The organism is Sedimentitalea arenosa (assembly GCF_016428585.1).
GTDB classification, from domain to species: Bacteria; Pseudomonadota; Alphaproteobacteria; order Rhodobacterales; family Rhodobacteraceae; genus Sedimentitalea; species Sedimentitalea arenosa.
Window position 1 is genome coordinate 117,530 of the sequence record NZ_JAELVR010000005.1, and the last position, 25,141, is coordinate 142,670.

At 60.6% G+C, this 25,141-nt stretch carries 32 protein-coding genes and 2 pseudogenes; 15 read left to right on the forward strand and 19 right to left on the reverse strand.

All coding sequences use genetic code 11. The features are described 5' to 3' along the window. Positions 1-82: 82 nt before the first annotated feature. Both JF290_RS08690 and JF290_RS08695 read right to left on the reverse strand, forming a co-directional pair. A pseudogene (locus tag JF290_RS08690) lies at positions 83-757 on the reverse strand (IS5 family transposase); the annotation flags it as partial. Positions 758-868: 111 nt separating this feature from the next. Next, positions 869-1,360 (reverse strand): lactoylglutathione lyase family protein, encoded by a 492-nt coding sequence (locus tag JF290_RS08695; RefSeq protein WP_199024466.1) that lies wholly within the window; start codon positions 1,358-1,360, stop codon positions 869-871. Between the two features lie 103 nt (positions 1,361-1,463). Here JF290_RS08695 and JF290_RS08700 point away from each other — a divergent pair, with 103 nt between their 5' ends. Further along, positions 1,464-2,351: a LysR family transcriptional regulator gene (locus tag JF290_RS08700; protein WP_199024467.1), complete on the forward strand. Its 888-nt coding sequence runs from the start codon at positions 1,464-1,466 to the stop codon at positions 2,349-2,351. Between the two features lie 4 nt (positions 2,352-2,355). Here the strand turns inward: JF290_RS08700 and JF290_RS08705 are convergent, their stop codons facing one another. The 6 genes and pseudogenes from JF290_RS08705 to JF290_RS08725 form a co-directional block, all read right to left on the reverse strand. Further along, on the reverse strand, positions 2,356-2,721 hold the full coding sequence (locus JF290_RS08705; RefSeq protein WP_328701223.1) for a zinc-binding dehydrogenase: 366 nt from the start codon (positions 2,719-2,721) through the stop codon (positions 2,356-2,358). Positions 2,722-2,799: 78 nt separating this feature from the next. Further along, complete coding sequence (locus tag JF290_RS08710) at positions 2,800-3,213, reverse strand: hypothetical protein (protein ID WP_199024469.1); 414 nt, start codon at positions 3,211-3,213, stop codon at positions 2,800-2,802. 559 nt (positions 3,214-3,772) lie between these two features. After that, positions 3,773-4,702: a DUF1214 domain-containing protein gene (locus JF290_RS08715; RefSeq protein WP_233155221.1), complete on the reverse strand. Its 930-nt coding sequence runs from the start codon at positions 4,700-4,702 to the stop codon at positions 3,773-3,775. Between the two features lie 20 nt (positions 4,703-4,722). Next, positions 4,723-5,493 carry a DUF1214 domain-containing protein gene (locus JF290_RS19765; protein WP_328701229.1) on the reverse strand — a complete coding sequence of 257 codons (771 nt, stop codon included), beginning with the start codon at positions 5,491-5,493 and terminating at the stop codon, positions 4,723-4,725. A 54-nt stretch (positions 5,494-5,547) separates the two neighbouring features. Then, positions 5,548-5,817: pseudogene (locus JF290_RS19705) on the reverse strand (DUF1254 domain-containing protein); the annotation flags it as partial. A 15-nt stretch (positions 5,818-5,832) separates the two neighbouring features. Beyond that, positions 5,833-6,144: a hypothetical protein gene (locus JF290_RS08725; RefSeq protein ID WP_199024471.1), complete on the reverse strand. Its 312-nt coding sequence runs from the start codon at positions 6,142-6,144 to the stop codon at positions 5,833-5,835. Between the two features lie 612 nt (positions 6,145-6,756). Here JF290_RS08725 and JF290_RS08730 point away from each other — a divergent pair. The 7 genes from JF290_RS08730 to JF290_RS08760 all read left to right on the forward strand — a co-directional run bounded on the left by JF290_RS08730 (position 6,757) and on the right by JF290_RS08760 (position 12,282). Further along, positions 6,757-7,374, forward strand: coding sequence for an AraC family transcriptional regulator ligand-binding domain-containing protein (locus JF290_RS08730; RefSeq protein WP_199024472.1), 618 nt, complete (start codon positions 6,757-6,759; stop codon positions 7,372-7,374). 161 nt (positions 7,375-7,535) lie between these two features. Beyond that, entirely contained in the window at positions 7,536-7,751 is a 216-nt protein-coding gene (locus JF290_RS19710; RefSeq protein ID WP_199024641.1) for a helix-turn-helix domain-containing protein, read from the forward strand. A gap of 894 nt (positions 7,752-8,645) precedes the next feature. Continuing rightward, positions 8,646-9,074: a GFA family protein gene (locus tag JF290_RS08740; protein WP_199024473.1), complete on the forward strand. Its 429-nt coding sequence runs from the start codon at positions 8,646-8,648 to the stop codon at positions 9,072-9,074. A 540-nt stretch (positions 9,075-9,614) separates the two neighbouring features. Continuing rightward, positions 9,615-10,019 (forward strand): IS66-like element accessory protein TnpA, encoded by a 405-nt coding sequence (gene tnpA, locus JF290_RS08745; protein ID WP_199024474.1) that lies wholly within the window; start codon positions 9,615-9,617, stop codon positions 10,017-10,019. Further along, positions 10,016-10,366 carry an IS66 family insertion sequence element accessory protein TnpB gene (tnpB, locus tag JF290_RS08750; RefSeq protein WP_090736633.1) on the forward strand — a complete coding sequence of 117 codons (351 nt, stop codon included), beginning with the start codon at positions 10,016-10,018 and terminating at the stop codon, positions 10,364-10,366. Before tnpA ends, tnpB begins: the two co-directional genes overlap by 4 nt. Positions 10,367-10,426: 60 nt before the next feature. Beyond that, the gene (tnpC, locus tag JF290_RS08755; RefSeq protein ID WP_199024475.1) at positions 10,427-12,058 is read left to right on the forward strand and encodes an IS66 family transposase; all 1,632 of its coding nucleotides are present in this window, start codon (positions 10,427-10,429) and stop codon (positions 12,056-12,058) included. Between the two features lie 2 nt (positions 12,059-12,060). Then, a complete protein-coding gene (locus tag JF290_RS08760) occupies positions 12,061-12,282 on the forward strand; it encodes a hypothetical protein (protein ID WP_233155222.1) in 222 nt (73 codons plus the stop codon). A gap of 12 nt (positions 12,283-12,294) precedes the next feature. On the opposite strand, the gene JF290_RS19715 is transcribed toward JF290_RS08760, so the two are convergent. From JF290_RS19715 to JF290_RS08775, 4 genes are all read right to left on the reverse strand, one after another. Beyond that, positions 12,295-12,423, reverse strand: a complete 129-nt coding sequence (locus tag JF290_RS19715; protein ID WP_268911998.1) for a hypothetical protein — start codon at positions 12,421-12,423, stop codon at positions 12,295-12,297. Positions 12,424-12,539: 116 nt separating this feature from the next. Further along, positions 12,540-14,168, reverse strand: coding sequence for a chaperonin GroEL (groL, locus tag JF290_RS08765; protein ID WP_199024477.1), 1,629 nt, complete (start codon positions 14,166-14,168; stop codon positions 12,540-12,542). 44 nt (positions 14,169-14,212) lie between these two features. Next, positions 14,213-14,500, reverse strand: coding sequence for a co-chaperone GroES (locus tag JF290_RS08770; protein WP_199024478.1), 288 nt, complete (start codon positions 14,498-14,500; stop codon positions 14,213-14,215). A 133-nt stretch (positions 14,501-14,633) separates the two neighbouring features. Beyond that, a complete protein-coding gene (locus JF290_RS08775) occupies positions 14,634-14,870 on the reverse strand; it encodes a hypothetical protein (RefSeq protein ID WP_199024479.1) in 237 nt (78 codons plus the stop codon). Positions 14,871-15,017: 147 nt separating this feature from the next. Between JF290_RS08775 and JF290_RS08780 the strand changes: the two genes are divergently transcribed. Then, positions 15,018-15,752, forward strand: coding sequence for a Crp/Fnr family transcriptional regulator (locus JF290_RS08780; protein WP_199024480.1), 735 nt, complete (start codon positions 15,018-15,020; stop codon positions 15,750-15,752). Positions 15,753-15,810: 58 nt separating this feature from the next. Here JF290_RS08780 and JF290_RS08785 read toward each other — a convergent pair whose 3' ends face one another. From JF290_RS08785 to JF290_RS08795, 3 genes are all read right to left on the reverse strand, one after another. Beyond that, positions 15,811-15,999, reverse strand: a complete 189-nt coding sequence (locus tag JF290_RS08785) for a hypothetical protein (RefSeq protein ID WP_199024481.1) — start codon at positions 15,997-15,999, stop codon at positions 15,811-15,813. Positions 16,000-16,212: 213 nt separating this feature from the next. Continuing rightward, a complete protein-coding gene (locus JF290_RS08790; protein ID WP_227362631.1) occupies positions 16,213-16,626 on the reverse strand; it encodes a hypothetical protein in 414 nt (137 codons plus the stop codon). After that, positions 16,623-17,054: a hypothetical protein gene (locus JF290_RS08795; RefSeq protein ID WP_199024482.1), complete on the reverse strand. Its 432-nt coding sequence runs from the start codon at positions 17,052-17,054 to the stop codon at positions 16,623-16,625. The genes JF290_RS08790 and JF290_RS08795 overlap by 4 nt, the downstream gene beginning before the upstream one ends. A 267-nt stretch (positions 17,055-17,321) precedes the next feature. Here JF290_RS08795 and JF290_RS08800 point away from each other — a divergent pair, with 267 nt between their 5' ends. The 6 genes from JF290_RS08800 to JF290_RS08825 all read left to right on the forward strand — a co-directional run bounded on the left by JF290_RS08800 (position 17,322) and on the right by JF290_RS08825 (position 21,078). Next, positions 17,322-17,636 (forward strand): hypothetical protein, encoded by a 315-nt coding sequence (locus JF290_RS08800; protein ID WP_199024483.1) that lies wholly within the window; start codon positions 17,322-17,324, stop codon positions 17,634-17,636. Then, positions 17,633-17,977, forward strand: a complete 345-nt coding sequence (locus tag JF290_RS08805; protein WP_199024484.1) for a hypothetical protein — start codon at positions 17,633-17,635, stop codon at positions 17,975-17,977. Before JF290_RS08800 ends, JF290_RS08805 begins: the two co-directional genes overlap by 4 nt. Continuing rightward, on the forward strand, positions 17,974-18,885 hold the full coding sequence (locus JF290_RS08810; protein ID WP_199024485.1) for a hypothetical protein: 912 nt from the start codon (positions 17,974-17,976) through the stop codon (positions 18,883-18,885). The genes JF290_RS08805 and JF290_RS08810 overlap by 4 nt, the downstream gene beginning before the upstream one ends. 60 nt (positions 18,886-18,945) lie before the next feature. After that, complete coding sequence (locus JF290_RS08815; RefSeq protein WP_199024486.1) at positions 18,946-19,281, forward strand: hypothetical protein; 336 nt, start codon at positions 18,946-18,948, stop codon at positions 19,279-19,281. Between the two features lie 76 nt (positions 19,282-19,357). Then, on the forward strand, positions 19,358-19,891 hold the full coding sequence (locus JF290_RS08820) for a hypothetical protein (RefSeq protein WP_199024487.1): 534 nt from the start codon (positions 19,358-19,360) through the stop codon (positions 19,889-19,891). Positions 19,892-20,115: 224 nt separating this feature from the next. After that, on the forward strand, positions 20,116-21,078 hold the full coding sequence (locus tag JF290_RS08825; protein ID WP_328701224.1) for a transglutaminase family protein: 963 nt from the start codon (positions 20,116-20,118) through the stop codon (positions 21,076-21,078). Between the two features lie 49 nt (positions 21,079-21,127). Here the strand turns inward: JF290_RS08825 and JF290_RS08830 are convergent, their stop codons facing one another. The 4 genes from JF290_RS08830 to JF290_RS08845 are packed head-to-tail and all read right to left on the reverse strand — an operon-like array spanning position 21,128 to position 25,084. Continuing rightward, complete coding sequence (locus JF290_RS08830; RefSeq protein WP_199024489.1) at positions 21,128-22,279, reverse strand: alpha-hydroxy acid oxidase; 1,152 nt, start codon at positions 22,277-22,279, stop codon at positions 21,128-21,130. After that, positions 22,267-23,010 carry an SDR family oxidoreductase gene (locus JF290_RS08835; RefSeq protein WP_199024490.1) on the reverse strand — a complete coding sequence of 248 codons (744 nt, stop codon included), beginning with the start codon at positions 23,008-23,010 and terminating at the stop codon, positions 22,267-22,269. The genes JF290_RS08830 and JF290_RS08835 overlap by 13 nt, the downstream gene beginning before the upstream one ends. Positions 23,011-23,018: 8 nt before the next feature. Next, on the reverse strand, positions 23,019-23,783 hold the full coding sequence (locus JF290_RS08840; protein WP_199024491.1) for a glucose 1-dehydrogenase: 765 nt from the start codon (positions 23,781-23,783) through the stop codon (positions 23,019-23,021). Positions 23,784-23,785: 2 nt separating this feature from the next. Beyond that, positions 23,786-25,084 (reverse strand): M24 family metallopeptidase, encoded by a 1,299-nt coding sequence (locus JF290_RS08845; RefSeq protein ID WP_199024492.1) that lies wholly within the window; start codon positions 25,082-25,084, stop codon positions 23,786-23,788. Between the last annotated feature and the right edge of the window lie 57 nt (positions 25,085-25,141).

The window sequence follows — 25,141 nt, forward strand, 5'->3', positions numbered from 1 at the left end:
GTCTGGTCCGGATCTGTTGCCGTATCTGTTTGGCGATGGCGTAGTGCGGTCCCCGGGGCTCAGCACTCATAGCCGATAAATTGGTTGTCGCGAGTGCGATGACTGGCAGGAAAACCCTTGGGCATCTCTCGGATCGGGTCGCCGCGTGCCGCCAGAAGGTGAACTTGCCAAACATCTCCCGATCCGGTTGCGCCGTTTGTAGCGGCGCTTGTCGTATTTCACCGTTTTCTCTCTGTTCCCGGCAAGGGATACAGGCGCGTATGCCTTTGTCTTTCAACGCGTCCCGGAACCGATCGGCGTCATGGTCACTGCCCCCGAGACGCCGTACCGTTATTCGCAATCGGCCCAACAAGGGTCGCGCGCCGAGGTTGTCGCTGACTTGCCCTGACGGGAAGAAGAGGCCGAGAGGACGCCCCGGACTGCCGCAGATGGCGTGCAGCCGGCGTGGATCCTGCCCTCGGTTGGGCCAATCAGACGTCCACGCCGCCTTCTTGACGCCCAAGCGGGTCGTCGTGCGGTGCGCGTTCAGGTAGATGGTGTCGACCATCACCGCATTTTTCTCGCCATGCTCGGCGGCCGGACCGGCCATCATTCCGGCGAAGTTGCCCTTGTCGCTCCAACGTTTGCAACGATTTTGGAATGTCTTGTGCGGGCCGGTGGCAGCGGGTGCGTCGCGCAACCATAGGCCATTGAAGTTTCTGGAGGTAATACCACTCAATACACGGTGGCCAACAACGCATGTCTTGCCGTGCGACTTGCCATGGTCTTCTCCTCGCTTGCAGCCTCATGCCGCTGTTGCGCGAAAAGTCGACTTGTCCCGGTTGTTCAGATTTCCGAAACCTTCTCTTTTCCGGAACGATCAAGCCATTCAGGCATAAGCCCCGGCGGAATAGGTCAGCTCGTAACTGTGGCTGTAGAGTTCAAAGACGTTGCCGAAGGGGTCCTCGACGTAGACCATCCGGTAGGGCTTCTCGCCCGGGAAGTATTCGCGCACGGGCATCCGCTGCTTGCCACCTGCCGCGACGATCCGTTCCAGCAGGCCTTCGAGGTCGGGGTCCTGGATCGCGAAGTGAAAGGTGCCGTGGCGACGATAGGCGAAGTTGTCCTCCGGAGCGTGGTTGCCCGCGAATTCGAAAAGCTCGATCCCGATGCCGTCTCCGGTGGACAGGTGTGCTATGCGAAGCCGCTCCCAGCCGGGGCCGAAGACGTCGGTACACATCACGCCGATGGCGGTGTCGTCCTCTGTGACTTCGCTGGGTTGCATGAGCACGTAGAAGCCCATGATCTCGGAGTAGAATTTCACGGCGGCGTCGAGATCCGGGACCGAGAGGCCGATGTGGGAAAAGATGCGCGGTGTCATGTTGCGTCTCCTGGCGTTTGCGTCTGTCAGGGATGTAGACAGCACGAGCCCTTTTGTGAAATTATCATTTATCATCAAGATCCAAACGAAACGCTATCATACCATGCTGAACGCCACCTGGATCGAGACCTTTACCGTGCTGGCCGAAGAGGGCCATTTCACCCGCGCGGCGCAGCGGCTGAACATGACGCAGCCGGGGGTGTCGCAGCACCTGCGCAAGCTGGAGCGGCAGGTCGGTCAGCCCCTGATCGCGCAGGACGGCAAGAGCTTCACCCTGACCGCAGCGGGCGAGGCCCTGCGTGATCTCGGCCTGTCTCGGCGCGTACAAGAGCGGCACCTGCAAGACGCTCTGACACGGGACGATCCGGAAAAAGGTACCTTGAGCATCGCCTGCTCGGGCAGCTTTGCAATGCTCTACTATCCGCGTGCCATCGCGATGATGCGCGCTGCTCCGGGCCTCAACATCCATGTCGAGGCCGCGCCTCAGCGGCGGGTTCTGGCGGGGATCCTGGAAGGGGAATTCGACCTCGGACTCATGGGCCGGGACCCCGGGCATCCCCGGATCGAGGCCGTGCATCTCGGGCGCGAAGAACTGTGCCTGCTTCTGCCACAGCACGCGGAGACTCCCCGCAGTCTCAAAGACCTCGAAACGCTCGGGTTGGTTTCCCATCCCGATGCCGGAGGCTATGCAGACGATTTGCTGGCGAAAAACTTCCCCGAGGACTACGCGGGCGCGGACAGGCTCAAGGTGCGGACGACGGTGAACCAGATTGGGCAAATCCCCGCGCCGGTTGCCGAGGGGGTGGGCTACACGTTGCTGCCGCGCAGTGGGCTCGCCGCCTTCACGGAGGCGGATCGGGTGCGCGTCGCGCAACTGTCGGTACAGCGCCATCTCGACCTTTGGGCGATCAGCCGTCGCGGGCGCGTTCCGAGCGCCCGGGCGAAGGCTGCGATGGCGGTCTTCCGCGAGATCGCCAAAGACCTCGCTTGAGCGCTTATTGCGGCGGGATCAGCACGATCTTCCCTGCGTGGCCCTTTTTGCTGGAATCCTCCTGCGCCTGCGCGATTTGCTCCAAGGGATAGGTCGCCGCGACCGGCAGCCGGATCTCATCATTCTCGATGTAGGACGAGAGGTTCGGAAAGACCTCTTTGCCAGGGTCGTGTGACGTCCCGTTGCCGGTATCCAAACCATATTCGCCGATGAAAACGCGCCCGCGGGCACATCGGAGGCGATGTCGAATGGCATCGGCATGATGGAATGGGACCTGTCGGAAATGCTGTGCATGACCGATAGGAGGCGACCCGACGAAGAACTCTGCCAAGCGGAGGAGTTGCGGTCTTGGATCCGCCAGAAGTGGCACGAGGACTCCATCGACAAGCGCACGATGATGAAAAAACGGCCCCGGGCACCTGTGCGACGGCACCTTGTCCCGCAGCATTCAGAAACTGGAAGAGCATGGCTGGCTTGCTCGTGAAGCCGGCAAGCAGTTGATTGACGGTTCTGTAAGCAAGACATACTGGCGGGTCGTGTGCGCGGGGTCGACGTCATGACCCTCGCTGACAAGGCGCGCGTCAGGGCGTGCTTTGAAAACATGATCGAAATCTACGCCGCCGAAGATCCACGAGACAAATAAGAAGGCAACCCAGCCGACCCATCCAGGCATTTGCCGCAAATGCCGCAATTGCCGCAGCAACAAACGCCCGCGCGCAAGGTCCTGACCGATCGGGAAGATGCCTTCGAGGAGCGAGCCGCCATTATGGAATTCGACGGTGGCATGCCACGGCGACTGGCCGGGTTCCTGGCCGCGCGCTGGCGGTAGCCCAGCGGTGCAGCAGCCCAATTGCCAAAGCAAGGAGACCGCAATTCTAAAGAGCTGGCCAGGCTCAAAGCATCTTGCGCTATGTGAAGGCCATATCACTAGCGTTCACACGCGACTCTTTTCACTCCAAGGATGGCTTCCTCCCCTTGCGGAGACATCATTCGATCCCTCGCCGCAGATGCACGCTTTTGACTCTTCCTTCTTGGTGTCGCTAGCGGCCCAGAGCGGTCACTCGACCTGATCTCATCCTGCTGCGTTGCGGCCCGTCGAACCGACCATTCGCTGCAAGTGCAAAAGTTGGAGGCTTCCAGCAACCAGCAACATGGAGCTTTCGGCCACTCGCTGCAGACGCAATATTTTGAATGATGCTGGCGCAGCTCTCGTTGGGGAGGGCGCGAAACGAACCGATGCTGCCGCGGTATGGGAAGACTTCATTGGGTTACCTTGATTGGTGCGGTGGATGCGCCGCCGCCAGTTTCTTTCACGTCACGCTGCCAGGATTTTTTGAACCAGGACTCCAGCGAGGCATACAAGCGGAACCGGGTTGGGCTAGCCTGGTTGGCAAACCCCATCCGCAGTCACCTGTGATGGCTTATTGCGCTTTGACCATTTTGGGCATGTCGTGGGCCCCGTTCCCGAGCGGAGCATAGGGGCCGCAAAAGCGTGCGGTGAAGCGGAACCCTTCTGGCGGCGCCGGGAGCCAGTTCTTTGCCTGATCCGGATCGGAGGGCTTTTCGTTTTGAATATGGATCTCCAGCTTGCCGTCCTTGGCGACCAGTTCACCAGAATTCAGCATGAAACTGTTGACGGTGTAGCGGTTGATCTCATTGGCTACGAAATGGCCTTCGGCGCTGTAAATCGGCATGGACCAGAATTGAGAGACCGGCGGCAGATCGTTCATGTCGAAGGTGAGGGTGTAGTTGTGGCTGCCGTCAAACGGTTTGCCTTCGGAATCGGTGAACAGGAACGCGCCACCATGCGAGATGTTCTTGTCCGGTGCGGCCCAGGCGGCATCGGCGATGATCGCGCGGTCCATCCAGCGGGTTTCGAATCCGCCATCATTGCGCACGACACCCCAGCCGTTCATGTTGATCATGTTGGACTTCAGCGTCTTGCGCACGTTGTCAAACCCGGCTTTGAACCCGGTCTCCAATGCCGCTTGCTGTGCTGCCGTCAGTTTGGCCCAGTCAAAGGTCAGACCCTTGCCGATGTTGAACGTTTCAAGCTGCTTGAGCATGTCGGCTTCCATGATGGAATCCTTCATGGTTGGCATGGTCGGATCGTTCAGGATTACACTCAGCAGAGTGAAATACTGTTCGGCGGTCTGTTTGTCGACCTGACCGAACTGATAGTCGGGCAGACCTTCGGGGATAAGGAAATCGCCCTTCACGATCTCTCTATCGGCTTGGGCGATGCCCTTGTTGCCATTGGCGAGCCAGTCGGCCAGGGGCGTTATGGTGGTTTCATCCTGATAGCCGTTGATCTCCGTGATCTCGGCTTCGGAGCCGGTTTCGACGGCCATCCGCACGACGCCATAAGCGGTCAGGGCCGCCAGGTCTTGTTGATCCAGGGTTCAAGCGGGCCGTACATGCGCAGGATCGTGAACCAGCTCTTGCCCGGCACGGTTTGCAGCCAGTTGCCTTCCTTGCCCTCGGGGGCCTCGGGGGCGAAAGAGATGTCATAAGAGCCGTCTGCGTTTGCGGTCATGCCGTTGGTCTGGCTGCCGATGGTCGGGAATTGCTGGCTGGTCTGAAGCTGCGAGCGGGTCTGCGTGTCGTAGATTGTGACCGCCAAGAAGTCGTTGACCGGCACGTCCTTGGGAAGATGGAGCCTGTAGGTCTTTGCGCCGTCGAACGCCTGCTTGTTGGCGTCGAGAAGTGCGAGCGCATAGTCCGAGCCTTCGCCTGCGCGCGAGGTCGCCATGGCCGGGGTGACACCGCCGGCATTGAAGTAGTAGAGCACCCGCGCGTCGAGGCCCATCGTGCCGTCGGCTTCGAAATTGGTGTTCTCGTTCGCGAAGGCCGTGGACCAGACGCTGTTCGTGTCATCGGGATAAATCCGTACACCGTCAATACGCGGATTGTAGGTGATGGCGCGCGACGTGGCGTCTGCCAGAGTGGCCGCCTCTGTCAGCAGCGTCTTCATTCGGGCGTCCGGGGCGAAGGGCTGACCCCTGACGATACCGATGGATGCGATCGCGCCGCGCACCTCCGGGCTGATCGCGTAGATGGGTTCTTCCTGGGCGATCTCGTTGAGGTTCTCAAAGTACGAGAAATCGCTGGCAAAGACCGTGTTGAAGGCCTTGTTCGACATGTTGACGAATTCCGTCGCAGCGGGATTGGCCACATCCTTCAACGGATAGACCTGCAGCTTGGAGGTGATGGTTTTCACTGCAGGCTCCAGGCCCCTCGCGATCAAACCGCGCAGGAACATGAAATTCCGGTTCGTCGCGGGCTTGAGCAGGAAATATCCCTCGGGAATTTCGCCAGTGTAGCCGGGGGGCACGACAAGATACTTGCCGCCCTTGCCCTTGTCCGGCCCGGTCACGCCCATGTTTCCAATGAAGCGCTGCCAGGCGTCGTTCAGAAAGCCGAGCATGCTTCGCGGAAAATCGATGACGGTCGGTCCGTCCTTGGCGAGATCGGTATAGGTCTAGGCATAGAGCGTCGATGTGTTGGCAGTAACGACGAGAATCTGGGAATCCAGCAACTGCTCGAACAGGGCGATCCGGTTCGCGCCCTCGGCCCCGGCATCGGCCAGCCCCTTGCGAACGCTGTACATCGACACCGCGCCCACATTGTCGAGGAACACTTCCATGCCGCGCATGCGGTCGAGGTTTACAAAGATCGTGGCGACGCTGGCATCGGTCGGCACGCCATCGAAGAATTCGAGCGTTCCGATCGCCGTCTCGACCTTGTCAGGGATGGAGATGGCGTCGAGTTCGGTCTGCGAGACTTCCCCCAAGCGGGTCCCATGGCGACGGCGAGTGCGAAAGCGTTCAGAATTGGAAGGCGTATCATCCGTCAAGTCTCCTTGGATATTTCTGCAAAGCTCTGCATCGCTACTGACGGGCGCGGCGCACTTCTGCCCTTTTCGCGCCAATCTTGCTCCACGGGCTTTAGACTTGTCCGCGCGCGCCTGTAGGCATTTGGATTGCGATACCCGATTCTGGCTGCGATCTCCCGGACCTTGAGATCCGTCTTACCCAGTAGCGCCCCGGCAATCTCGAACGTTCGACGAGCGCCCAGAAGTTTGTTCCGCGCCGGTTCAATCGGCGCTGCAGCGTTCGTGGACTTGTCCCGAGACGTCGGGCCGCGATGTCGAGCGAGACTGCCCCATCAAGGGCGAGAGCCGCGACCACGGACCTGATCCTGGCGAGTCCCGGTTGGCAATCCTTCGTTCGATGGGCCATGTACTCTAACCGGAATCAAGGGATGTCGCCTCGCAATGCTGACCGATCCGGGATACAGCTTCTGACCAATGCGCACCAAATTTCGGGCGGGCGAGCCTGGGAAACATGATTTGGCCGGCAGACTTGCGCTCGTCAGGGCGACTTATCTGAACGACTAAATATCGGTGCTGCGCGAGATAGGCGCGCCGGTTGATCGTGACTTGGCGCGTTCGAAATTGCCGCAGCACATCAAAGCGACGCCGGACCTGTATATCAGCATTCCCGCGGCGCTGGAGTGGATCGCGCGGACGGGTCACGACCTTCACCCCATGGAATTGGGGTTGCTTGCTGCACGAAAGGCCTCTCTGTCCTCGTTGTGTCCCGCCCAGCAGGCCGCCCTCAACACCACGCAGACCGGCCTGAAGCGTCTGGAAGCCCTCGCCGCATCGTCGCGGTTCGAGGACAGCGTTCTGGAGATGGGCATCCGGCAAGAGGGGGACGATGTGCGCGTCATCTGCGACATGGCGGGGCTGGGGCGCCACCCTTTCATGTGCCTGGCGGAATGGCTGAACCTGCAGGCGGTCATTTCGGTCGTGAGCAGCGTCGCGGGACCGTCATGGAACCCACGCGGAATCTGCTTCGCGTCGCGCAGTCATCCGACCGAGGCCGTCCAGGCGGCGTTTCCCGACACGCGCATTCTGGTTGACCAGCCGCACACATCCGTCACCGTCGGGCGCACGACCGACGCCCGAAGCGATCGCGTCTGCAAACGCTCCGCTGGCCTCGTCGGTGCCAGGAGATGAGCAGGACGATTCTTCGACGCCGTGGTCGTTCGTCACCCTCCTGCGCATGATGGTCCAGCCCTACCTGAACGACGGACGCCACGATATCGCCTTCGCGGCCGAAATGGCGGGAATGAGCACGCGCACATTGCAGCGTAGGCTCAAGCTGAGCGGAAGTTCCTATTCGCAGATTACTCCAGGACGCGCGCTTTGCGCTTGCGTTTGAGGGCCTCAACGATCTTTCCATGAAGATCATCGAGGTCGCCATGATGGCGGGCTACGAGAGCCCGCAACACTTCACGCGCGCCTTCCGCCGGTTTACCGGGGTCACGCCATCGCAATATCGCCATCACTGTTTCGTGGGCGGGACGGAGACGGCGAAGGCGCCCAACTTCTGACGACGTCGCAGGTACTTCAGGCTCAGCATCGCGCAACGACGTCGTCGGAATGGCGGAAAGGTTTTTCAGTACCGATATGGCAAGTGGCGTTCGCTGCGAAACAAACAGATGACCGCTTCGGTGAAGCAGTCTCGGGCGGCCAAACGGCAGGTGTGGGCCATCCTTTGTGCCGCCGGTCTGCTAGGTCTGCGAGCCCCCGTCTTTGTCGTATTGGTCAATGGGGTTCTGAGTCGACTTTCAGCGATGCAGCGAAAAGAAGCCCTGCCAAGCTCGGATGCACGTCGGTTTCGTCTGTCTTGGCATGAATAGAGCCCACCTGCGGCGCATAACCGGATTCCGCCCATTCGGTCGAGACTATTAGATCAGTCTGGGTCTGTGCCGCTTGGGTCCTCTCTGGGCACCTATTACATGCCGGAAATTCGCACCGCATGCTAACTGCGTTTTAGGAGATTGGCCGAGGTTGAGGATGGGGTTGTTGTTCACTCTGTCGGCGCGGATCAAAGTCGACGCGGCGTCCATCCATGTGTCCAGTTGAGTGCCGCCGCCGCCCGGTCTGGAGCGGGCTTTCGAACGAAATGCTTTGATATTCTGGTCCCAGACCGTACTCGACAGTTATTTCTGGCATGCGCGTTCTTGGCATTTCCAAAAGGTAGGGCGGAGAGCCGACCTTCGCTGCGCTTGGCTCGAGTGGCGGCGTTGCGGGCGGAGTTGCCGTTCGACCTGTTTGCGCCGGCGTTTCGGTGCAGTTCGGCGATCTAATTGCTCCGAGAAATTTGCCTGCCAGCATGGCGCGTTCAAATAGATTCCACTGGGTGGGTGAAGGCTGCTATGGTTTGTGCTCGCGATGAGAGAAGGCAATGCGCCCGCTACATCTGCGACTGAAAGATCTCAGAAATGTCAGGCCCGGTACAAGGAACGTGCTTCTGCGGCGCGGTTGAAATCGAAGTGTCAGGACATCCGGAGGCGATGGGATACTGTCATTGCGCGTCTTGCCGATCCTGGTCGGCGGGGCCCGTCAATGCATTCATCTTGTTCAAGAACGAAAACGTGGCAGTCACACGAGGTGAAGACCATATCGGTCATTTCAAGAAGACCGACCGTTCTGACCGCCAGTTCTGCTCGCGATGCGGTGGCCATGTGATGACCTACCACCCGCTGTGGGGATTAATGGACGTGTACGCCGCCACCATCCCAAGCCAAACGTTTGAACCTGGCATCCACGTCAACTATGCCGAAACGGTCCTTCCGATGGTTGACGGCCTTCCGAAGATGAAGGACTTCCCATCTGAAATGGGAGGCAGTGGAGAGACCGTTCCGGAATAGACGTCAGCAAGCTGCGCCCGGGTTCCTGAAGAGAAGGGAACATGAGACGGTTCCGGGCTCGGGGGCAGCACCCGGCGGATTCGGTCTTATGGCCGTTCTGCGGACAAAGCCGGCATTTGACCAGATACTGGCTCATGTGAATCCGACGTTGGCGCTCAACCATATCACCGACAGCTGCGCCTGCGGAGCAGGTCAGTTCTTAGCCCAAACCATCCGAATGGCGCACAGAGCTCCAATATCTGAAATCCGGTGCGATACTGCAGTGTGACCTCTGATCGGAACCTGTCCGGTGATGGATGATGGCGATTCTCTCGTAATTTCGGTAGCTTGAGAGATAGCGTGTGCGGCACGTGTTCACGTTTGGATTGCACGATATCGTGCCGTCTCGTGCTCCTTGCGAGGCTGAGGCGGCAAACAATTGAGCTTGGCTGTTTGCACGCCGAAGATCAGAGTTTACTTCCGTTTGTTCCCGATATTGATCGTAAGCCTCCGGGGGCGGCCGTCTGATCTTGGGTTCGCTCCGATGGTAAGTCCGACCTTATGTCCGACTTTATCAACCGCCCTCAAATCGAAGTTCTGTCTGCTGCCGATGGTGAACGCCGCCGGTATTGGTCGGATGATGATAAACTGCGCATTGTCGAGGAAAGCTTCGTCGGCCACCGCCAAGCGGCAGCCACAGCGCGGCGGCATGGCATTTGCCGATCACTGCTGACAACCTGGCGGCGGCAGTATCGCAACGGTGAGCTTGGGTCTTCTCGCCGGGTATCGTTCGCGCCGGTGACCATGACGAAAGCGCCCGCGTCGCAGACCAATTTAGCTGATCCCTGTCTGCCCCTGGACTGTCAGGTTGAGATAGCCCTGACGAATGGTCGCCGGGTCATCGTGCCGGTGGGGGTGGAGCCCGCAGCGCTTGCGCGGATCCTGGCAGTGGTGGACGGGCAATGATCGCGTTTCCGGCTGGCGTGAAGGTTTGGATTGCGGGCGGCACCACCGATATGCGGCGAGGTATGAACACGCTGGCGCTACAGGTGCAGGAAGGGCTCGGCCGCGATCCCCATGCGGGTGAGATCTTCTGCTTCCGGGGCCGCAAGGGCGATCTGGTCAAGATCCTCTGGCATGATGGCGTGGGCATGTCGCTTTACCTGAAGCGCCTGGAGGCAGGCAAGTTCATCTGGCCGGTGAGCCGGTCGGGCGAAGCGGTGCAGATCTCGGCGGCGCAGTTGGGCTATCTTCTGGAAGGCATTGACTGGCGCAATCCACGTTGGACGCAACGCCCTATAAAGGCTGGATAAATTTCGACTACAAGCTTATTTTTATTGGTGTCCCGTGGCTCCGGCTGGTAAATATCGGCCATGTCTGATGCCGCCTCCGAACTCGCTAGATTACGCGCTGCCCTGGCCGCCGCTGAGGCTCGTGCAGATGTTGCGGAAAGCGAGCTGGCACAGGCCCGAGCGGTTGTCTCCTGCTCGGAAGCGATGATCCAAGAGCTCAAGCTCGAGATCGCCAAACTGCGCCGTGACAAATACGGTATCTCGTCAGAACGACGTGCGCGGTTGATCGATCAGTTGGAATTGCAGCTTGAGGAGTTGGAGACGGCGGCAACCGAAGATGTCCTGACCGCCGGCGAGGCGGCTGAAAAGGCCAGCACGGTGCGCGCCTTCACGCGCCGCCATCCTGTGCGCAAACCCTTTCCCGATCACCTGCCGCGCGAGCGGGTTGTTGTCGAGGCCCCTACCGCCTGCACCTGCTGCGGCTCGGATCGTCTCGTGAAAATGGGCGAAGATGTCACCGAGACGCTGGAGGTGGTCCCGCGGCGCTGGAAGGTGATCCAGACCGTGCGTGAGAAGTTCACCTGCCGGGCCTGCGAGAAGATCAGCCAACCGCCGGCCCCGTTCCATGCGATCCCGCGTGGATGGGCCGGGCCAAGCCTGATCGCCATGCTCGTCTTTGAGAAATATGGTCAGCACCAGCCTTTGAACCGGCAGGCAGAGCGCTTTGCCCGTGAATGCGTCGAGCTGAGCCTGTCCACCCTGGCAGACCTGGTCGGTCACGCGACTGTCGCCTTGCAGCCGATCCACGCCCTGATCGAAACCCATGTTCGTGCCGCCCACCGTCTGCATGGCGACGATACGACAGTGCCGCTTCTGGCGCGGGGTGGCGCGAAAAAGGCTCGTCTCTGGACCTATGTCCGTGATGACCGCCCCTGGAATGGCGGCGCGCCACCGGCGGCGTTCTTCCGCTTCTCCCGAGATCGCGCGGCGACCAATCCCAATCAGCACCTGGCCGGATGGCAAGGCGTGCTGCAAGCCGACGCCTATGGCGGATATAACGATCTCTATCGTGCCGATCGCGATGCGGGGCCCGTGACCAGTGCGCTGTGCTGGTCGCATGCACGCCGGAAGTTCTTCGAACTGGCCGACATCGCGGGCAACATCCGCAAGGGCAAACCCTCCCATCAGATCTCGCTGGCCGCGCTGGAAGCGGTGAAACGGATCGACGCCATCTTCGACATCGAACGCGAGATCAGCGGGCTGGATGCCGATGCCCGCCTTGCCGCCCGCCAAGAGCTCTCCCGCCCCTTGGTGGACAGCCTCCATGACTGGTTGCTGGCAGAGCGCGCCAATCTGTCCCGACACAACAAGGTGGCCAAGGCGATCAACTACATGTTCGAGAAAGATGGCCGTTGGCAAGCCTTCACGGCGTTCCTGAATGACGGGCGCATCTGCCTGACGAATAATGCGGCCGAACGTGCCCTGCGCGGCGTGGCCTTGGGCCGAAAGTCATGGCTGTTCGCCGGATCCGAGCGCGGCGGTGAGCGGGCCGCCGCCATGTATACCCTGATCGTTACGGCAAAAATGAACGACATCGACCCGCAGGCGTGGCTCGCCGATGTTCTCGCCCGGCTGCCCGACATGCCCGTCTCGCGGCTGCACGAACTTCTGCCCTGGAATTGGAAATCCCGGCCCATCGCCAAGGCAGCATGATCATGCAGCTGAACAAAGTGCATTCCGTAAAGACCATCGACCGCGTTGCAGCCGAATTGGGTGAAACCGTCGATCGGATCTTCGATCTCGCCATCGATATGGAGCCCGAAGATGGCGTGATCTGGGTCTACGGCCCCGGCGACGACAGCGTCATCGCATTCTCTCCGTTCGGTATCGAAAACCTGCGCGAACTGATCGAAATGGACCATGAGCACGCGCGTTGACCTCGCTGTGGCCTACGCCGGATGCTTACTATTGATCGGCGTTTTTCCCTTTGAGAAGTCCGCCGTTGTTACGACCTTCTCCTTTGTCTTTTTCGGTTTCTTCGCTTCACGATTTCCGCGCGTCTTGTCGCCTTTGGACATGTGATTTCCTTCAAAGTTGAATTGTGGCTGGTTTGGACCCGAGTTGGCAGGTCGGTTTTCCGCGCCGCAAGGTTCAGGGCGTGAGCGGTACGCCCGGCTCGATGCACGAGGTCAGTCTACATCATGCCGCCCATGGTATCGATTTCGGACATCCCGCCGGCCTTGTCCGGCTTCTGCGCGATCATCGCTTCCGTCGTGATCAGCAGACCCGCGATCGAGGCCGCGTCCTCCAATGCGATCCGCACGACTTTGGTTGGATCGATGATTCCGGCCTGCAACATATCGCCATACTTCTCCAATTGTGCGTCGAAACCGAAGGTCGTGCTGGCGTTCTCGATGACCTTGCCCGCGACGACCGACCCGTCGACGCCTGCGTTTTCCGCGATCTGGCGGAGCGGTGCCTGGATCGCGCGGCAGATGATCTTGATGCCCGCATCCTGATCGGGGTTGTCGCCTTTCAGACCTGCCAGGACCTTGCCTGCATGGATCAATGCTGCCCCACCGCCGGGTACGACGCCTTCCTGCACCGCCGCGCGCGTCGCGTTGAGGGCGTCGTCGACCCTGTCCTTGCGCTCTTTCACCTCGATCTCGGTGGCACCCCCGACCCGGATGACGGCAACGCCGCCCGACAGTTTGGCCAGACGTTCCTGCAGTTTTTCCTTGTCGTAGTCCGAGGTCGTGTCCTCGATCTGGCTGCGGATCTGAGCGATGCGCGAGGCGATCCCGGCCTTGTCGCCCGCACCATCGATGACCGTCGTATCGTCCTTGGTGAGAACGACCTTCTTCGCGGAGCCGAGCATGTCCAGCGTTACGGTTTCCAACTTCGTTCCGAGGTCAGCCGAGATGAGGTGTCCGCCTGTCAATGCCGCGAGATCCTCAAGCATCGCCTTGCGGCGATCCCCGAAGCCCGGTGCCTTGACGGCCGCGACTTTCAGGCCACCGCGCAGCTTGTTGATGACCAGCGTCGCCAATGCCTCGCCCTCGATGTTTTCGGCGACGATCAGAAGCTGCTTGTCGGCCTGGATGACCGCCTCCAGCAGCGGCACCATGGGCGCAAGCGAGGTCAGCTTCTTTTCGTGAAGCAGGATGGCGCAGTCTTCCAGTTCGACGACCAACTTCTGCGCATTCGTGATGAAGTAGGGGCTCAGATAGCCGCGGTCGAACTGCATGCCCTCGACCACTTCGGTGTCGGTTTCCAGCCCCTTGTTTTCCTCGACGGTAATCACGCCTTCCTTGCCCACCTTGGCCATCGCGTCGGCGATCTGCCGACCGATCTCGACTTCTCCGTTGGCCGAAATTGTCCCGACCTTGGCGATTTCGTCGCTGTCCCCAACCGGTCTGGACATGGTCTTGATCTCGGCAACGACCGCGGCCACCGCCCTGTCGATGCCGCGCTTCAGATCCATCGGGTTCATGCCGGCGGCGACCGCCTTCATGCCTTCCTTGACGATGGCCTGGGCCAGAACGGTCGCGGTCGTGGTGCCGTCGCCGGCCTCGTCGTTGGTGCGCGACGCCACCTCTTTCACCATTTGCGCGCCCATGTTTTCGAAATGATCCGAAAGAACGATCTCCTTGGCGACGGTGACGCCGTCCTTGGTGATGCGCGGAGCGCCGTAGGATTTGTCGAGAATGACGTTTCGGCCCTTGGGGCCGAGGGTGATCTTGACGGCGTTCGCCAGCGTGTTGATGCCTTTCAGCATGCGGTCGCGGGCGTCTGTGCTGAATCGAACTTCCTTGGCAGACATGGTGTGAGTTCCTGAGACTGAGGTTGCAATGAGGGAATACGGACTCAGGCGATCACGCCGAGAATGTCGCTCTCCTTCATGATCAGAAGATCTTCGCCATCGAGTTTGATCTCCGAGCCGGACCATTTTCCGAACAGGATCCGGTCGCCGGAGGTGACGTCCATCGGGATGCGTTCGCCGTCCTCGCGTCTGCTGCCGGCACCGACGGAGACGACTTCGCCTTCCTGGGGTTTCTCCTTGGCGGAATCGGGAATGATGAGACCGCCTTTGGTCGTTTCATCGCCGTCGATCTGGCGCACAAGAACTCGGTCGTGGAGGGGAGTGAAAGACATCGACGCGCTCCTTGTCGAGGATTGTCAGGCGAAATGACTTTGGTCGAATGCCCGGATTCGGTATGCGCAAGGCGGCGCGACCCTGTTCGGGGTCTGCTTCGGGAATACGGATCGAATCCGTCGCCGAAGTGGGTCACGAGCGCCGCACCGAGTTTCCGCCGGCGATGATCGCGTTGATCAGGTCCGCGACCGCACGGTGACTTTCCGTTTCGGGTTCGGTGCCGACGACATTCTCGTGGCTCGCCGCTGCGTCACGCAAAACCCCCACGATCTCGTGTTCGGGCAGCACCCCTCGATCGTTCATGGCAAGCAGGAGCGCCTCGCAGATCGATAGCGCGGCCTGACCTGCATATTCGCTCGCCGTGGACATCCGGGTTTCCTTCCTTGGCATCGCGAACCGGGGACGGGAGGCTCAAATGCATCCATACTTCTCGCAGGAAGTGCTCTATGCTGGACTGATCCAAAGCAGTGTCAGGACCGATTTTTGCTCTTTGGTCGCGACACGCCGGGAGGCATGATGACATCAGCAGAGCACAGCCCCCTGACCCGCAAGCTTTCGGCATTCGTGGCTCTTTCTGATGTCGAGTTGGCCGTTCTGGAACGGTTGCACCAGCGTCGTTGCTCCTTCGTCGCGGGGCGTGACATGGTGCATCAGGGCCAGTCGGCCCGGGCCGCGTATATACTGTCTGCGGGGTGGGTCTGTTCCTACAAGCTGCAGGCCGACGGGACTCGGCAAATCGTGGATTTTCAGGTGCCTGGGGATTTTCTGGGGTTGCGGAGTGTCCTCTTGCGCACCTCGGACCACAGTTTCGAACCCATCGTGGACATCCAAGCCGCCGAAGTGCTGACGAGCGACCTTCTGGAGGCGTTCGCGCAGACTCCTCGCCTGGCGACCGCCATACTCTGGGCGGCGTCAAGGGACGAGGCGATGGTCGTGGAGCATCTGGTGGGGATCGGTCGGCGCGATGCGGACGCCCGCATGGCGCATTTCCTGCTGGAACTGGGATCGAGGCTGACGCTGGTCGGCATGGGAAGCAAAGACGGGTTCGACTGCCCGTTGACGCAGTATCACCTCGCTGACACGCTCGGGTTGAGCGCGGTTCATGTGAACCGCGTCCTGCGGCAGCTTCGCGAACATGGGCTGGTGACCTTTCGGGACGGCCGTGTGACGTTTCATGATTACAGAGGACTGGTGGAACTTGCCGAGTTCGACCCGGCCTATCTGGATCAGACCGGTCCTCTCCTGAAATGAAAGGACCGTCTGCCATGGCTTGGAAGACGGTCCCGGTAATCTGGTCAGACGCGAATGGTCACACGAGGGCGTGGGATGCCGCGTCGAGTTCCTTGTTCGTCTCGGCGTCGTTCTTGGCCGTGTTCGCCTTCTCGGCGGCCTGGTAATGCTTCAGGGCCGCGTCTTTCTTCGGACCAGCGGGCGCCTTGTCCCACGCGGCTTTCACGGATGTCATCTTCTCGGCAGTCTTGTTCTGTTCGGGAGTCATTGGAATTGTCCTTTCATGGACGTTCCGAGAATAAGAAGCGTGCCGACATGCCGACCTTTTGGGGATCGGTACGCCCACACGCTTCTCTTGTACTCGAAAAAATGCGCCACCAAACATTCGGTGGGCACGTCTCACATAACTGGTGTCGGGGCCATATCGCACTGACGCAGGTTAGTCCCCGCGTGTGCGACCGGCCGATTGCCTTTGCGGTTCTCAAGTCACCACAGTTTGCTGGTGGGAAATTCTCACCCATCTGTCTTCGTCTTGGAGATACGTGGAAGCGCACAGCGCCTTGAAGATCGGCACCTCCGGCTTCTCTGCCGAGACACGGTAGGTGAGAATGGCGATGTCGCCGCACCGCATCACGCGCCGTTCGGCCATGACGACGGAATGCCACCCGGTCCTCTGCCGAAGATGGGTCCAGATATGGTCACCCTGGAGGATACCGGGCGGATAGGGAAAGATCATCACCGCGTTGGTCGCAGTGGTCGCCCGGGCGTTGTCGGCCCCGCTGGTCCAGAAGTGTTCCTCCATGTCCCAGAGAATGTCCCGTTCACTCGGGGACAGGGTGCCGGCGCGGTGCGCGGCATGGGCTGGCGCCATTGCTGTCTTGGTGGAAACGGTCATTCGCTTTGCCCCGACCCGCCAACCAGGAACATTTGAGACAGGGCGAAGATGAGCGCGAGCACTGCCCGGATCGCTCCGCTTTCGGCCAAACGACCGTGAGCGCCCGTCGAGGCCGCCCGCTGTTGGGTACCTGAAGTCGGAGTTTCGGGAAGCAACTGGCTCGGGTCTTGTGCAACCCTTCCGAAATCGCTTGCGTGCGTGGGAACACCCCGAAATCTAGCAAGCATCGCTCCCAACCGTGCTCGCGCGGCGTCGCGCCCCAGCGTGACCAGTTCAGCGGTTTCTTTCCATGGATCGAGGCCCAGTCGCGCGAGTGTGGAAATGACCGCCACGCCATATCCGTTTCGGTCCTCGCCGACCGACGCAAAGAGAAATCGCTCGAATTCGGGCGGGTGCAAGTTGAGACCATTTTGTTCGATCATCGTCATTCCGTTCCTTCGTAGCAGGAACGCAAATCGCCCCCGTTTCCTTAAGGGTACATGCAGGCTAGGCCCGACGCCCTTACACAGGTCAGTGCTGGCTGTTGTCTCTGAGGAGTTCGCCACCGGTACGGTTGCTCGGGGCTAACATGTGTCAGCGTCAGTTGAACGATCCCGACGTACAAGAGGAGAAATCGTTCGATCGGTCAGGCCCAAAATCCAAGGGGTCGTCACCAGTGATGAGCGACGGATTTGCCAGTATCGCGGAGACCAGAGATGAACATCCGGTCGATCACATCGACGGTGACGTTTTCCAACCCGTTCACCCTGTCGGGATACCCTGGCGATTTGCCCGCCGGCGAATACGAGATTCTCGTCGAAGAGGAACTTCTCCAGGGGCTGAGCTTCGAGGCGTATAGACGGACGGCAACCTATCTCATGGTACGGGGAACGGGCGCTCGCGCGGGGCAAAGTGAGCTCCGGGTGACGAACGAGAACGACCTCAAAGAGGCGCTGTGCCGGGATGCCGCCGCAACCGAAACGAAAACCCGGAGCGATGCGGCGCTTTCCCCGCAGGAGGACTTGAAATGAATACTCCCGAATGGCTCAAACCCGGCATCTATGGCGCGCTGATTGGCGCGGCCTTCGTCGGTGTCGCCGGATTCACATGGGGCGGCTGGGTGACCGGCGGAACCGCGAATGACAGGGCGATGGCGATGTCCCGAGACGATGTCGTCGCTTCCATGGTGCCGGTCTGCCTCGACATGTCACGGTCCGACCCGGCCAGGGCAGAGAAGCTGGAAACGATCCGGGCCGCTTCGAACTATCAGCGGCGCGATGCCGTCATGGCGGCCGGCTGGGCGACGGTTCCCGGAACCGATGCAGCGGACCGTGACATCGCGCAAGCCTGTCTTGCGGCCCTTGATCTTTGAGCCATGAACTCATGCCCCGGGCCAAGTCACTCGGAGAGAAACAGGTCGTGATACACGCGGACACTCTGCCGGCGCCAACATCGGAAACAACCGATCCCGAAACGCGTGCGGGTGGCAACCAGACTACGAGACCTCTGCTGGCACGACTGATCTTGAAACTGGCGTTTGTCGCCGGTGTGGTCGCGTCCGTTGCCTTTCCCGTCTTTGCGCAGAGTGGCACCGGCGCGATTCCTCAGAACGCTCAGCTACGCAGCTATGGCGACGGCTGGGACTGCGATCTTGGCTACCGGGTGGAAGGTTCCGAATGCCTTGCTCTCGACATTCCTGAGCATGCCTATCCAACCGGGCGCTCCTATGGGACGGGCTGGGAGTGCAACCGCGGATATGAAGAGGTGAACGGGACGTCCTGCAATCCCATCCCAGTACCCGCCAATGCCTTCCTCCGGTCTTCCGGGTACGAGTGGCAATGCGAACGCGGGTACCGGCAGGAGCGCGACGCATGTGTCGCTCTCGTTTTGCCCGAGCATGCCTATCTGACAAAAGACAGCTCGGGGACGGGATGGACCTGCGATCGCGGCTATGCGGCCGTAGCAGGGACATGCACACCGATTGACGTGCCAGCGAACGCATATCTTACCAACGCAGACTATGGCGCTGTTTGGGCTTGCGAGAGAGGCTTCGTCAAGATCGGAGACCGATGCGACGCTATTGTCTTGCCTGCGAACGCCTTTCTTGACCAGGCATCCTATGGACCGGGCTGGATCTGTGAGCGTGGATACGAACCTCTGAACGGCGGCTGCGTTGTTATCGATCTGCCGGAGAACGCCTATCTCGGCCAATCCGGCAACCGGTGGAGCTGCAATCGAGGCTTCCAGCTCACTGACGGAGCATGCATGCCAGGAAGATGAAAGCGACAAGACGATGCGAGGCCGTGTGTTCGGCATGGCCACGATGCCGCCGATGTTCCATTGACCCAGAAATTCGGTCAGAACACTTTGACGAAATTCAAGGTCTGGACCGATGAATTGGCCGGATTGACCTTGGCTTCCTTTTCGATGCGCCATCGTAAATCGGGTCGCCGATCCCCATATCGGTATTACTGGTGGCAAGCATCCCGGTCCATCATGGACAGGGAGTTGGCGCTGGCCAATCAAAGGATCGATGACATGTCCTTCAAGGACGTGACTGCCTGGGCAGCGGCGGCAATGAAGGCGAAGCCTGCGAAGGCCGCGAAAACCCCTGCCAAGGAGAGCGACTCCAAGGCCGCCGGAAAAGAAGCGCCAGCGAAATCCAAGACGTCTTGAGACGCAAGATAGCCGTGCACCCCATTGTTATGGGTTGCGCGGCCCACCCGCAGCAGCAAGGAAGAGGATCACGCCAATGAACGATCTGACGAGCAAGACCGTTGCGGTATTTTCCCGACCGTTCGCCGTTCCAGGTTTTTCCGAAACGCTCCCGGCGGGAGAATACGAGATCGAAACGGAGTTGGTATCCCCCCCGGATCAACAGGATCCCACAGCCTGGAAAGCCTCCGTTCTGGTGAAACTTCATCCCCGGATTTCGCATCCGGGGCTTGTGCGGACTCTGACCGTTTCCCTTGCCGCCCTGGACGATGCACGCGCCAAGGACAAGCTGACGGGCAGGGCGTTGTCCGACATCTTCCTGGAGGAAATGCTGTCTGATCCGATGGTACGTCTCGTGATGAAGGCCGACGGCGTTTCGGAGTCACATCTGCGACATCTCTACTCCAGGCAGAAGACGCCGGACTCCGACTTGAAAGTGCCGGAGTCGAATACCTCTACCCGAAGGGCGCGCGACGATGAGTCAATCCGAGCCGCCGAAAACGAAGGCATGCCTTCACGACCGGAATCATGGTCGCCCTTGCGTGCCCGCGACGCATCGGGACAAATGTGATGGCGAACAAGACCATTGCCGATGGTGCAACGTCAGGCATCGCGACCACAAAGGCTCTCGGCGACGTTCCGAAAGAACGCCAATGCCTGCGATGCGATACCTTGTTCCGGAGCGAAGGTTTCGGAGAGCGGGTTTGCCGGCGCTGCAAGGGGTTGAACGCCTGGCGAAACGCCGTTCCCGCAAGCCCGGGCGCATCTCGCCGCCGCTGATCTCCATCGGCGTGCGTGCCGTCTGCCTCGAACCGTATTGGAACACCATTTTTGGCCTGTCTCGACATCACTCACGCCACAACCTACCGATACCGTCACAGGGTCTCTCTCGGGCCGCACAGGTTGATGCTGCGTCCCCGGGAAACACGGGAATTGCGACTGTTCTCGCACTCTCTGTCCATTTCTCCGATGGCGAACGTAATTTGGGCGCATGATGTGGCCGGCAACGCCATCGCCACCGCCGTCTTTGACGGCAAGACAGATCATCTGGTGATCGAAAGCCGCGCCAGCGTGGAACTGAACGCGCCAGCCTGGCCGGTCTTTGCCATAGCTGACTCGGCCGTCAAATACCCCTTTGTGTACGCCGCCGACGAATGGACGGATCTGGGTGCGTTGACTATTCCGCAATACGGCGACCTCGATGGCCGCCTTGCCCGATGGGTCGAAGGCTTTGTCATGGCCCGCCCGACCGACACCCTGTCTCTTTTGAAGGACATCAGCACTGGCGTATTCACGCAGATTTCCTACCAGAGCCGCGACACAGAAGGAACCCAGTTGCCGATTGAGACACTCTACCGGCGATCGGGCTCGTGCCGCGACTTCGCGGTCCTGCTCGCCGAAGCTGCGCGCGTTCTTGGATTCGGTTCCCGGATCGTGTCCGGCTATCTGTCCGATCCGGAGGACGGCCTTGTTGGGTCGGCAAATTCAGGGTCTACCCATGCTTGGGTTGAAATATTTGTCCCCGGAGCTGGATGGATCGCCTTTGATCCAACGAACCGAAGCGTCGGGTCGCAGAACCTGATTCCAGTCGCAGTCGGTCGCGATATTCACCATATCGTGCCGGTTTCTGGAAGCTTTTCAGGAGGTCGGAGTGCTCTTTCTGATCTTGCGGTCAGTGTTGCGGTTCGACTTTCAGCGCACGATCATGCAGCTGCTATGGAGGATAAGACCAATTCGAAAGCTCAGCCAAGTCGCTAGGGCGAAGCGTTCAAGCCGAAGATGGGATCCACGCTATATAACAGGGCTGTCACGGCACGGTACTGAGTTGTGAGGGGCCCACATCGTTGAAACTCGGCACTCCGATTTGACCCAAAGCCCGGATCAATTCCAGATGTAGAATTTCAAAGGCGCGCTCGCCGCCGGCCTGTCCGCCTGCGCCCATTCCAAAGGCGAATGCGCGCCCGGCAAGAGCGAAATCCGCGCCGCGCGCTTTTGCCCGCAAGATATCCGCGCCGCGGCGAATCCCGCTGTCGAGGATGAGTGTCGTGCGTCCTGCAACGGCGTCAGCGATCGCGGGAAGGGCTTCGATCGTGGCTGGGCCGAACGCGACCTGCCGACCGCCGTGGTTGGACACGACGATACCGTCACAGCCCAGGTCGGCGCATGTTGCGGCGTCTTTCGGGTGCAGGATGCCCTTGACCAAGAGCTTGCCCTTCCATCGCGCGCGCAGGCGCTTCAGGTCCTCCCATGTGAAACCCGGAGTGATCAGGGTTTTCTGAACGTCAGCGTAGGATGTCGCGCTTTTCAGGAGGTCGGCATAGTTGGCCACATTCGGCGTGCCATGGCGCAAGTTCAAGAGTGCCCAATACGGGTTGGCCATGCATTGCATCACGACGTCCGGCGTGAAGCGGAAGGGCACGGACAGCTGGTTGCGAATGTCGCGATCCCGTTTACCCGCTGCAGGAACATCTGCTGTCACCATGAGCGTGGTATAGCCCGCAGCTTCGGCTCGCGCGATCAGGCCTTCGGTGACGTCCGCATCGCTTGAGACATAGAGCTGGAACCAGCCGTTTCCGTCTGCTGCCTCTGCCAGGGTTTCCAGCGTGGTGGAGGCAGCGGAGCTGGCGACATAGGGGATGTTTTGCGCCTTGCACAGCTTGGCCAGCGTCAGGTCCGCCTCCGGCCAAAACGCGTTGAGCATGCCGATTGGCGCCATGCCGAACGGCGCCGCGAAGGTCTGGCCGAACAGGGTGGCCTGTGTGTCGATTCTCGACACATCCACCATATAGCACGGGGTCAGTTCCACCTCCTGAAAGGCGTCGCGGTTGCGGCGCAGGTTGCGCTCGTTCTCGGCACCGCCATCGACCAGATCGAAGGCAAAGCGTGGAATCCGCCGTTTGGCCCGACGTCGCAGGTCGTCAATGGACGCGTCGCGATCCAGTCCCATCAGATCGACCACCCGCCGTCGACCGCAAAGGCCTGGCCGGTGGTGAAGGCGGACAGATCCCCCGCAAGGTAGCACACCATCTCTGCGATTTCTTCGGGCTGGCCGAGCCGCCCCATGGGCTGGCGGTCCTTGAACGCGGCCAGAGCGGCGTCAAAGTCCCCTGTTGCCGCCAGCCGGTCGTTCAGCGAAGGGCTTTGGACTGTGCCTGGGCAGATGGCGTTGCACCGGATGCCGTCCCTGACGAAGTCCGCAGCGATGGCCTTGGTCATGCCGATGATCGCGGCCTTGGACGCGCCGTAGACAAAGCGGCGCGGCGCGCCTTTTTCGCTTGAGACAATGGAGGCGATATTGATGATGGAGCCGGCACCGCTATCCAGCATTCTTGGCAGGACCGCCTTGGTGACACGATACATCGCCTTGGCGTTCAGATCAAAGGCGCGGTCCCAGATCGCCTCGTCGCAATCAAGGATCGTCCCGTCATGTACCCACCCCGCGCAATTGAGCAGGATCTGGACGGGTGAGACCGATGCGACCAACGCCTCAATGGCCTTTGCGTCCAGCACGTCCAGCTGACGCGCAGTAATACTGTCGGAGCTTTTGGCCATTGCCGCGACGGCTGACTCGTCGATATCGGTGGCAATCACGTGCGCGCCGCGTGCAGCCAACGCCTCGGCGCTGGCCCTTCCGATACCATTCGCTGCCGCTGTAACCAGTGCTGTTTTTCCCTTCAGGCTCTGTTCCATGATCTCTCCTAGCGTGCGAGCCAGCCGCCATCGACGGTGAGCACGCTCCCGTGGCAATAATTGGCGGCATCGGACGCCAGAAAGACGGCGGCCCCGGCGATTTCCTCCGGTTCGGCGAAGCGACCGGCGGGAATGCGGTCGAGCAGCGCCTTTGATCGTCCGGGATCATCGCGCAGCGCCTGCGTGTTGTCCGTGGCGGTGTAGCCGGGCGCGATGCTGTTGACGTTGATGCCATGCGGCGCCCACTCGTTGCACAAGGCACGGGTGAGACCGATCACGGCGTGTTTGCTGGACGCGTAGGCGGGCACGCGCACTCCGCCTTGTGAGCCAAGGACCGAAGAGACGATCACGATCTTGCCCGCGCCTTGCGCGACCATGCGCTTGCCTGCGGCCTGCGACAACAGCCAGACCGAATCGAGATTGACAGACAGCACCCTGCGCCAATCCTCAAGCGGCAAGTCGATGCTGTCCTCGCGGTGTATTGTCCCGGCGTTGTTCACCAGGATGTCGAGCCCGCCCAACGCCTCAGCAGCGAACGCCACGACGTCTTCTGCCGCGGCCTGATCCATGCCCATGAAATCGGCTTTGACGGCAGCCCCCCGGGCACCAAGTTTTTCGATCTTCGCCAATGTTTCATCAGGCGCATGGCTGCGATAGGTCAGCGCCACGTGCGCCCCGGCGGCGGCAAGGCCGAGTGCAATGCCCTCGCCGATGCCGGTTGCGCCGCCGGTCACAAGGGCCTTGCGGCCGGTCAGATCAAATGCATTGCCCATGATCAGTACCGGTTGGCGATGGGCAGCTCTTCGGCGGGGAAGAGCGAAATGACCTCGCATCCGGTCTCTGTCACAACGACCTCTTCCTCGATCCGCGCGGCCGAATAGCCGTCGGCAGCGGGGCAGTAGGTTTCCAGTGCGAAGACCATGCCGGTCTGGATCTCCATCGGGTGATCGAGGCTGACCGCGCGACTGATGATCGGCCGTTCGTGCAGGGCGAGGCCCAGCCCGTGACCAAATTGCAGCCCGAAGGCCGCGTCTTCGTTGGGGAAGCCCAGGCTTTCGGCGGTGGGCCAAACCTCGGCCACCTTGTCGGTGGTCACGCCGGGTCGGATCATCGCAATCGACGCGTCGATCCATTCGCGCGCTTTGACATAGGCGTCGTTTTGCACCGGGGTGGCCCGTCCCACGTTGAACGTGCGATAATAGCAGGTTCGGTAACCTTGGTAGCTTTGCAGGATGTCAAAGAACGCCTGATCCCCCGGTCTGATCAAACGGTCGGTGAAGTTGTGCGGATGCGGATTGCAGCGTTCGCCGGAAATCGCGTTGATCGCCTCGACATCATCGCTGCCCATTTCGTAGAGCATCTTGTTGGACATGGCGACGATATCGTTCTCGCGCACGCCCGGTTTCAGCTCTTCGTAGATCATGTGGTACACGCCATCGACCATCGCCGCGGCCTGCGTCAGCAACTGGATTTCGTCCCAGTTCTTGATCTCGCGGGCTGACAGCATGATCTGCTGACCATCGACCACGTTGATGCCTTCTTCGCGCAGCGCGTGGAACATCGCGGTTTCGGCATAATCCACGCCCACCGGCATGTCCGCCATGCCCGCATCCTTGATCAGTTGCGCGATCATCTTGGCGTATTTCCGCATCAGCCCGAATTCCGGTGGGATCGTTCCGCGCATACCGACGACACCGGCCAGGCAATGATCCGGCTCAAGCCAGTCGGAATGGCGCTGGTGGTGGACGGCGGCCGACCCGAAATCCCAGACATAGGGGCTGTCGTCGCCGGTGAGCAGGCAGAACCGGCACATTTTGTCCCGTTCCCATTCGCCGATTTTGGTCGCCGAGACGTAGCGGATGTTGTTCACGTCGAACAGCAAGAGCGATCCTGCATTCGAGTTCTGCAGGGATTGCCGTGTCCGTGCGAGACGATAGCGGCGCAGCCGGTCGTGATCGACCCGGCGTTCGAAATCGACCGACGTGTGCCCCCAGGCGGGCAGGCGTTCCCGCCATTCCCAGTTGGGTTCGAGATCCTGCGGGGTGAGCAAGTTGGGCATAAGTGCGCGAGACATTGGCAACTCCTTCGGATCGCGTCCGCGACCCGTTGATTGGGTTGAGATGTGGGAAAT

What these genes read in the sequence shown, in the direction of transcription:
- JF290_RS08695 (WP_199024466.1), bottom strand. Translation starts at nt 1,360, where the DNA reads ATGACACCGCGCATCTTTTCCCACATCGGCCTCTCGGTCCCGGATCTC.
- JF290_RS08700 (WP_199024467.1), top strand. Translation starts at nt 1,464, where the DNA reads ATGCTGAACGCCACCTGGATCGAGACCTTTACCGTGCTGGCCGAAGAG.
- JF290_RS08715 (WP_233155221.1), bottom strand. Translation starts at nt 4,702, where the DNA reads ATGGCCGTCGAAACCGGCTCCGAAGCCGAGATCACGGAGATCAACGGC.
- JF290_RS19765 (WP_328701229.1), bottom strand. Translation starts at nt 5,493, where the DNA reads ATGTCGAACAAGGCCTTCAACACGGTCTTTGCCAGCGATTTCTCGTAC.
- JF290_RS08740 (WP_199024473.1), top strand. Translation starts at nt 8,646, where the DNA reads ATGTCAGGCCCGGTACAAGGAACGTGCTTCTGCGGCGCGGTTGAAATC.
- tnpA (WP_199024474.1), top strand. Translation starts at nt 9,615, where the DNA reads ATGTCCGACTTTATCAACCGCCCTCAAATCGAAGTTCTGTCTGCTGCC.
- tnpB (WP_090736633.1), top strand. Translation starts at nt 10,016, where the DNA reads ATGATCGCGTTTCCGGCTGGCGTGAAGGTTTGGATTGCGGGCGGCACC.
- tnpC (WP_199024475.1), top strand. Translation starts at nt 10,427, where the DNA reads ATGTCTGATGCCGCCTCCGAACTCGCTAGATTACGCGCTGCCCTGGCC.
- JF290_RS08760 (WP_233155222.1), top strand. Translation starts at nt 12,061, where the DNA reads ATGCAGCTGAACAAAGTGCATTCCGTAAAGACCATCGACCGCGTTGCA.
- JF290_RS19715 (WP_268911998.1), bottom strand. Translation starts at nt 12,423, where the DNA reads ATGTCCAAAGGCGACAAGACGCGCGGAAATCGTGAAGCGAAGAAACCG.
- groL (WP_199024477.1), bottom strand. Translation starts at nt 14,168, where the DNA reads ATGTCTGCCAAGGAAGTTCGATTCAGCACAGACGCCCGCGACCGCATG.
- JF290_RS08770 (WP_199024478.1), bottom strand. Translation starts at nt 14,500, where the DNA reads ATGTCTTTCACTCCCCTCCACGACCGAGTTCTTGTGCGCCAGATCGAC.
- JF290_RS08775 (WP_199024479.1), bottom strand. Translation starts at nt 14,870, where the DNA reads ATGTCCACGGCGAGCGAATATGCAGGTCAGGCCGCGCTATCGATCTGC.
- JF290_RS08780 (WP_199024480.1), top strand. Translation starts at nt 15,018, where the DNA reads ATGACATCAGCAGAGCACAGCCCCCTGACCCGCAAGCTTTCGGCATTC.
- JF290_RS08785 (WP_199024481.1), bottom strand. Translation starts at nt 15,999, where the DNA reads ATGACTCCCGAACAGAACAAGACTGCCGAGAAGATGACATCCGTGAAA.
- JF290_RS08790 (WP_227362631.1), bottom strand. Translation starts at nt 16,626, where the DNA reads ATGACCGTTTCCACCAAGACAGCAATGGCGCCAGCCCATGCCGCGCAC.
- JF290_RS08795 (WP_199024482.1), bottom strand. Translation starts at nt 17,054, where the DNA reads ATGACGATGATCGAACAAAATGGTCTCAACTTGCACCCGCCCGAATTC.
- JF290_RS08800 (WP_199024483.1), top strand. Translation starts at nt 17,322, where the DNA reads ATGAACATCCGGTCGATCACATCGACGGTGACGTTTTCCAACCCGTTC.
- JF290_RS08805 (WP_199024484.1), top strand. Translation starts at nt 17,633, where the DNA reads ATGAATACTCCCGAATGGCTCAAACCCGGCATCTATGGCGCGCTGATT.
- JF290_RS08820 (WP_199024487.1), top strand. Translation starts at nt 19,358, where the DNA reads ATGAACGATCTGACGAGCAAGACCGTTGCGGTATTTTCCCGACCGTTC.
- JF290_RS08835 (WP_199024490.1), bottom strand. Translation starts at nt 23,010, where the DNA reads ATGGAACAGAGCCTGAAGGGAAAAACAGCACTGGTTACAGCGGCAGCG.
- JF290_RS08840 (WP_199024491.1), bottom strand. Translation starts at nt 23,783, where the DNA reads ATGGGCAATGCATTTGATCTGACCGGCCGCAAGGCCCTTGTGACCGGC.
- JF290_RS08845 (WP_199024492.1), bottom strand. Translation starts at nt 25,084, where the DNA reads ATGTCTCGCGCACTTATGCCCAACTTGCTCACCCCGCAGGATCTCGAA.